Origin of the sequence: Catellatospora sp. NPDC049609 (assembly GCF_040675365.1) — a bacterium.
Lineage (GTDB): Bacteria > Actinomycetota > Actinomycetes > Mycobacteriales > Micromonosporaceae > Catellatospora.
The window spans coordinates 44,914-51,131 of sequence record NZ_JBFAOU010000043.1; the positions used below are offsets into that span (position 1 = coordinate 44,914).

General features: G+C 71.6%; 5 protein-coding genes. 1 reads left to right on the plus strand and 4 read right to left on the minus strand.

Annotation, left to right across the window (positions count from 1 at the left end):
• Positions 1 to 121 precede the first annotated feature (121 nt).
• Positions 122 to 613 (minus strand): Hsp20/alpha crystallin family protein, encoded by a 492-nt coding sequence (locus AB0J67_RS14965; protein WP_363481808.1) that lies wholly within the window; start codon positions 611 to 613, stop codon positions 122 to 124.
• 133 nt (positions 614 to 746) lie between these two features.
• On the opposite strand from AB0J67_RS14965, the gene AB0J67_RS14970 reads away from it, so the two are divergent.
• Complete coding sequence (locus tag AB0J67_RS14970) at positions 747 to 1,916, plus strand: low temperature requirement protein A (RefSeq protein WP_363481811.1); 1,170 nt, start codon at positions 747 to 749, stop codon at positions 1,914 to 1,916.
• Positions 1,917 to 1,984: 68 nt separating this feature from the next.
• On the opposite strand, the gene AB0J67_RS14975 is transcribed toward AB0J67_RS14970, so the two are convergent.
• The 3 genes from AB0J67_RS14975 to AB0J67_RS14985 form a co-directional block, all read right to left on the minus strand.
• Complete coding sequence (locus tag AB0J67_RS14975) at positions 1,985 to 2,266, minus strand: hypothetical protein (RefSeq protein WP_363481813.1); 282 nt, start codon at positions 2,264 to 2,266, stop codon at positions 1,985 to 1,987.
• A 73-nt stretch (positions 2,267 to 2,339) separates the two neighbouring features.
• Entirely contained in the window at positions 2,340 to 3,134 is a 795-nt protein-coding gene (locus AB0J67_RS14980; protein WP_363481816.1) for a DUF4240 domain-containing protein, read from the minus strand.
• Positions 3,135 to 3,194: 60 nt separating this feature from the next.
• Positions 3,195 to 6,218 (minus strand): glycoside hydrolase family 48 protein (locus AB0J67_RS14985; RefSeq protein ID WP_363481819.1); only part of this gene is annotated, 3,024 nt, incomplete at its 5' end.

A 6,218-nucleotide genomic window follows, 5' to 3' on the forward strand; every position in this document is an offset into this window, starting at 1 on the left:
ACGCTATGCGTTGTAGAAGGTGCCCTTCCTAACCCTGGGCCGCCGGGCGGGCCGAGCGCAGTGGGCGTGGCCGCGGTAGACCACGGCCACGCTCGTGCTCCATGCGGTCGGCCGCGCGGCCCTACTCGGCCGTGGGCTGCTCGGCCGTGGGCTGCTCGGGCGTGATGACCGGGAGCGGGGTGGCGGGGTGCGCTGTCGTGACCGCGATGCGGCGCGGGTCGGCGCCCGCGTACGCCCCGGCGAGCCGGATGCTCAGCACGCCCGCGTCGTACGACGCGCTGACCGCGTCCGCCGTCACGTGCCCCGGCAGCCGGAAGCTGCGCCGGAACGCGCCGTAGCGGACCTCGCGCAGGCCGTGCCCGCCGTCGGCGCGCTCGTCGCGGCGCTCGCCGTGCACCAGCAGGCGGCCGCGGTCGACCTCGACGGCCACGTCGGTGGCCGGATCGATGCCGGGCAGCTCCAGGCGGATCACCGCGTCCACCCCGTCGCGGGTCAGCTCGGCGGCCGGGCTGAACACGGCCGGTCGGGTCGCGACCGGGCCGAAGGCCTCCCGGACCAGGGCGTCGAACTGCGCGAACGGGTCGCGCCGAGTCCACAGCGTCAGGTTGCTCACTGTCAGTTCTCCTCAGTCCTCTGTCACCGGCCCGCGCGGGCCGGCATCCGGTGAAACTTGAGTCGGGTCGACTCAATTCCCGGTTCGGCGCACTTTCCCGGACCCGCCCCCGCACCCGTCCACAATGAGCGGTATGGGACCAGGCAACGACCTGCTCAGGAGCCACGAGGACCGCGGCGCGACCCCGGTCGAGCTGTTCTTCGACCTGGTCTTCGTGTTCGCGGTCACCCAGCTGTCGCACGCGCTGCTGGAGCACCTCGATCCGGTCGGCGCGCTGCGCACCGCACTCCTGCTGCTCGCGGTCTGGTGGGCCTGGCTCTACACCTCGTGGGTGAGCAGCTGGTTCGACCCCGACCGGGCGCCCGTGCGGCTGCTGCTGCTCGCGGTCATGCTGGTCAGCCTCGTCATGTCGGCCTCGATCCCGGACGCGTACGGCAGCCTGGGCTGGACGTTCGCCGTCGCGTACGTCACCATCCAGGTCGGCCGCACGGCGTTCATGGTCGCCGCCTCACGCGGCCGCCCGGAGCTGCGCACGAACTTCGTCCGGGTGCTGCTGTGGTTCATGATGACCGGCGCGCTGTGGCTGGCCGGCGCGGCCGCCACCGGGCACGCCCGCACGGCGCTGTGGGCCGCCGCTGTGGTCGTCGAGTACATCGCGCCGATGACCGGGTTCCGGCTGCCCGGCCTGGGCCGCTCCGCGCCGAGCGTGTGGGCGATCTCCGGCAGCCACCTCGCCGAGCGCTGCCAGCTGTTCATCATCATCGCGCTGGGCGAGTCGATCCTGGTCACCGGTGCCACGGCGGCGGGCCTCGCGGCGACACCGGCCACCATCGCCGCGTTCACCGTGGCGTTCCTGGGCAGCGCCGGGCTGTGGTGGGTCTACTTCCACCGCACCGCGGAGGCGGGCAAGGAGCACATCTCCCGGCTGGAGACGCCCAGCCTGTTCGCGCTCACCGCGTACGACTACTTCCACGTGATCATGGTGGCGGGCATCATCGTCACCGCCGTCGGCGACGAGCTGACCCTGTCCCACCCCTCCGGGCACACCGACGCCGCGACCGCGGCCACCGTGCTCGGCGGGCCCGCGCTCTTCCTGCTCGGCGTGGGCCTGTTCCAGCGGGCACTGACCGGCCGCACGCCCTGGCCGCACCTGGCCGGCATCGCCGCGCTGGCGCTGCTGGCGGCAGCGGTGCCCGTGCTCAGCCCGCTGGCACTGGGCGCGGCCTCGACCGCCGTGATCCTGGCCGTCGCCGCCGCCACCTCCCTGCTCGACCGCCACCCCACCGCCACCCCGCCCCGTTGATCATGGACTTGCGGCACGGCTCGACGGCACGGCGGCGGGGCACCGGCGCCCGGCCGACGGGCCGCACCTCAGTCCGACGGCGGCCCGCGCCGGCGCCGCCCCTGGATAATGACGCCGATCACCACGCCGATGACGACGCCCATGCTGACACCCATCGCCAGGTTGTCCAGCGCCACCCCGAACGCCGCCCCGAACGCGACGCCCAGGGCGATGCACAGCGCCAGCGAGCTACCGCCGTCCGCCGGCGTCGCGCCGTCCCCGGTGCCGGGTGCGTCCGCCCCGCCTCCCTCGGTGCCGGGCGTGTCCGGCGTGCCCGCCCCACCGTCGGGTTTGTCCGTACTGTCCGTCACTGGCGCCTCCCGGTGCTGCTAAATGGGCTTTCTGCTGCGGTACCCGCCTTGCCGGGCACCATGCCAGACGATGTCAAGCCGGCCGGCTGCCCTCGTCGCCGGGCAGGCCGGGGATGACGAGCTGGCCGGGGATCTGCTCCGCCACCGGCGGCTCGCCGTGCCGGCCGGGCACGGCCACCGCGCGGTCCGGGGCGGGCGGCGTGCTCCGCGCGAACAGCCTGGTCAGCTGCGGCAGGCGGCGGGCGGCCTCGGCCGGGTCGGCGATGTCCCAGCGCTCGTCCTGCAGGGTGGGCAGTCGCGGGTGGGCCCGGTGCTGCTCGACGGCGCGGTAGATGTTGGCGCCCGCGCCGCGTACGCCCTCGAAGGCCTCTCCGGCCGCGTAGTCGAGCTCTTCCCACTCCGGCCACTCGTCCGGCCGCCAGGCGGCGCGGTCCCGCGCGGCCAGGCGGCGCACCTGCGGCAGCAGCGCCAGCGCGTCAGGATCGGCGACGACCCGCTCGAACGCGTCCCGGCCCAGGGTCATCAGCCAGTTGCGCAGGTAGTGGAAGCTGTCGTCGCTGCACGGTCCGACGATGCGGCAGGCGGCGCCCCACATCAGCCAGGTCATCGCCCGGTCGGAGGCGTCGTCGAGATGGACCTCGAAGTCGAGGATGTCGCGCGTGCCGCGGCCGGCCAGCCGCTCCTGCAGCCACGTCGCGCGTGCCCGCCGCCCGGTGCATTCGCGCACCGACCGTTCGACGAGCCACCAGAACTCCCCCACATCCACGGCAGGCACTCTCGCACACCCGTGCGACGGCTGTGCTCGGCCACCCGGATCGATCACGGTGCCAGGGTGGTGACACGCCGTCGAACACGTCCACAAGTTCATGATCAACACAGAGAGGACGGGGCCCGCCCCGGCCGGGAGGGCCGGGGCGGGCGGGGTGGGTCAGCCGGCGGGGAACAGGCTGCCGTAGTCGGCGAACGCCATGGCGATGTCCGCCTGAGCCCAGAACCGGTGGTAGGTGAAGGTCGGTGCCGGGCCGGTGCCGTTCAGGTAGGACTGGACCGCCGGCCAGGCCGGGTCGGTCTGGTAGAACGGGCGGATGCTCATGAACGTCGAGCTGGAGTTGATCGGCACGCCGGTGCCCATGGTGCCGCTGAAGCCCGACGGGACGTACAGGCCGGTCTGCGTGGAGGAGTTCCACACGTCGTCGAACCTGTTGTAGTCCTCGCGGGTCTCCGGCACCACGATGCCCTTGGCGGAGTTCGCCTTGAGCATGATCAGCCGGTCCAGCAGGCCCTTCGCGGTGGCCTTGGCCGAGTTGCCGAGGGTGGTGTTGCCCTCCTTGGCCGCGTAGTACGTCAGCGTACGGGCGTACGCCGCCGCGACGCCGACGTCGCTGCTGGTCTTGATGACCGACACGTGCAGGCCGGGGTTGGCCGCCACGGTGCCGCCGCTGAAGTTGCCGGACGGCGCACCGGACCAGGTCATGTCACCGGGGATGGTGAAGTTCGAACCGGAGCCGAGAGTGGTCTGCGAGACCGCCCAGGCGACCCACTTGTCCAAGATCTGCTTGGCCTTGGCGTTGCCGGTGGCGTAGTACAGCTCCGCGACGCGGTGCAGCGACCACGCCTGGAAGCCGAACCACTGGTTGCTCGGCGGGTCGTGGTAGACCGGCTTGACGTCGTACGCCAGGCCGTAGAACGTCGGCGTGCCTGCGGGCGGCGCCGAGTAGTCGCCGTTCCAGCTGTTCGTCGCGCCACCGGCGATGGCGCCCTCGGCCGACTGCAGCCACAGGTAGAAGTCGAGCTGGCGGTTGAGGCTGGTGTTCCAGTCCGTCGCGGCCGTCGGCGACAGCGGGCGCAGCGCGGTCGGGCCGGACGGCGACATGATCCACGCCGCCATCGGGTTCTGGTAGCCCTGGTGGTTGTGGCTGGAGCCGATGCGCCACGACCACGCCCCGGCGATGTCGCCGCCCCACGCGTAGTACCAGGACAGCAGGTAGTTGCTGCTGCTCTTGCCGCTGCCCGCGGCACACGAGGGCGAGGTGCAGCCCGGGTTCTTGAAGTACTTGTCGTACATCGAGTACCGCAGGTAGTCGCCCATCTTCGCGGCCTTGGCCACGGTCGCCGAGATCTGCGACTGGTTGCCCTGGGCCGTGGCCCACTGCAGCGCCCAGTACGCCGCCTGCACCGCGCGGGCGTCGGCGTCCGGGGCGTTGGTGTAGCGCCACTGCCCGGTGCTGGAGCCCTGGATGAACAGCGACGGGAAGTTCGCGAACCGGCCCGTGTCACAGGACGGGTGCCCGATCGTCTCCCACGCCGACTCCTGCGGTCCACGCTGGAACGTGTTGATGTACGTCACCCGCTGCGTGCTGTCGCCGCACTCCGCGCCGGTACGGCCGGTACCGTACTTGTACACGTCGTCCACGTCGAGCAGCCAGTGCATGCCGTAGAGGTTGCGGTTGCCGTACGTGCTCTGCAGCTCGTTGGCCAGCGGGTCCTGACCGGCCACCACGCTGGTGCTCAGCGGCACCGGGTACCCGTTGGGCGTCAGCGCCTCGGGGGCGTAGTCGGCCGGGTCGGCCGGGTTGTACGTGCTCTGGCCGGGCTGGGCGGCGGCCGACGGGATGATGTACTGCTCGGTGATGTTCCAGGCGTTGTTGAACGGCGTCCAGTTGCCGGTGATCCGGCCGTACTGCGCCTCCAGCCAGATCCAGAAGCTGAACGCCTCCGACGTCGTCTCGTGGCCGTGGTCGGGCGCCTCGACGATCAGCGTCTCGATCGAGTGGTACGGGATGCCCTCGGGCGAGAAGTAGCCGTTGGCGGGGTCCTTCAGCTTGTTGTACTGCGTGGTGAACTCGGTGATGTAGGCGTTGGCCGTGTTCTCGTCGTCGACCTCCGTCGCGGTGACGGTGACCGAGGTCAGCCCGCTGGACGCGACCGCGATCGGCCGGGTGCCGTTGGTGCTGTCGGCGTCCTGCGCCGCGGCGAGGGTGACGTTCTGGTTGGTGTTCCAGTTCGACGTGGTGAACGTCAGGCTCGCGCCCGACGACACGGTGATGCTGGTGTCACCGGTGCCCGCGGTGCTGGTGACGGTGACGTTGGCGGACGGCTGCGCGGCCAGGCGCACCGCGTACACGGCGGTCGCGCCCTCGGGCACGTTGACCGCGGTCGGCGTGACGATCAGCGACTGCGGCGTGATCGTGTCGTCGTCGGCCTCGGTCGCGGTCACGGTGACCGAACTCAGCCCGCTGGACGACACCGTGATCAGGCGGGTGCCGTTCGTGGTATCGGAGTCCTGCGCCGCGGCCAGCACCACCGTCTGCGGGACGTTCCAGTTCGACGCGGTGAAGGTCAGGGTCAAGCCCGACGACACGGTGAGGTTCGTGTCACCGGAGCCCGCCCCGTTCGTCACGGTGACGGTGCCGGACGGCTGCGTGGCCAGGCGCACGGTGTACGACGCGGTGCCGCCCTCGGGGACGCTCACCGCGGTCGACGAGACCACCAGCGACTGCGGCGTGATCGAGTCGTTGTCGGCCTCGGTCGCGTTGACGGTGACCGAGGTCAGGCCGCTCGCCGCGACGGTGAACGGCCGGGTGCCGTTGGTGGTGTCGGTGTCCTCGGCCGCGGCCAGCGTCACGATCTGGTTGGTGTTCCAGTTCGACGGCGTGAAGGTCAGGCTGCCGCCCGACGACACGGTGAGGTTGCCGTCACCCGAGCCGGCCGTCGTGCTGACGGTGACGTTCGACGACGGCGCGGCGCTCAGCCGCACGGCATACGTCGCGGTGCCGCCCTCGGGCACGCTCACGCTGGTCGGCGAGACGACCAGGCTGACCGTGGGCGTGATCGGGCCGCAGGAGACGCCGTTGACGGCGAAGTTGCTCGGGTTGGTGTTCGTGCCGCTGTACGAGGCGTTGAACCCGATGCCGGTGGACGCGCCGGTGGCCAGGCTGCCGTTGTAGGACAG

Bases quoted from the DNA above. Each gene is read 5' to 3' on its own strand.
- AB0J67_RS14970 (WP_363481811.1), top strand. From the start codon at position 747: ATGGGACCAGGCAACGACCTGCTCAGGAGCCACGAGGACCGCGGCGCG.
- AB0J67_RS14980 (WP_363481816.1), bottom strand. From the start codon at position 3,134: ATGAACTTGTGGACGTGTTCGACGGCGTGTCACCACCCTGGCACCGTG.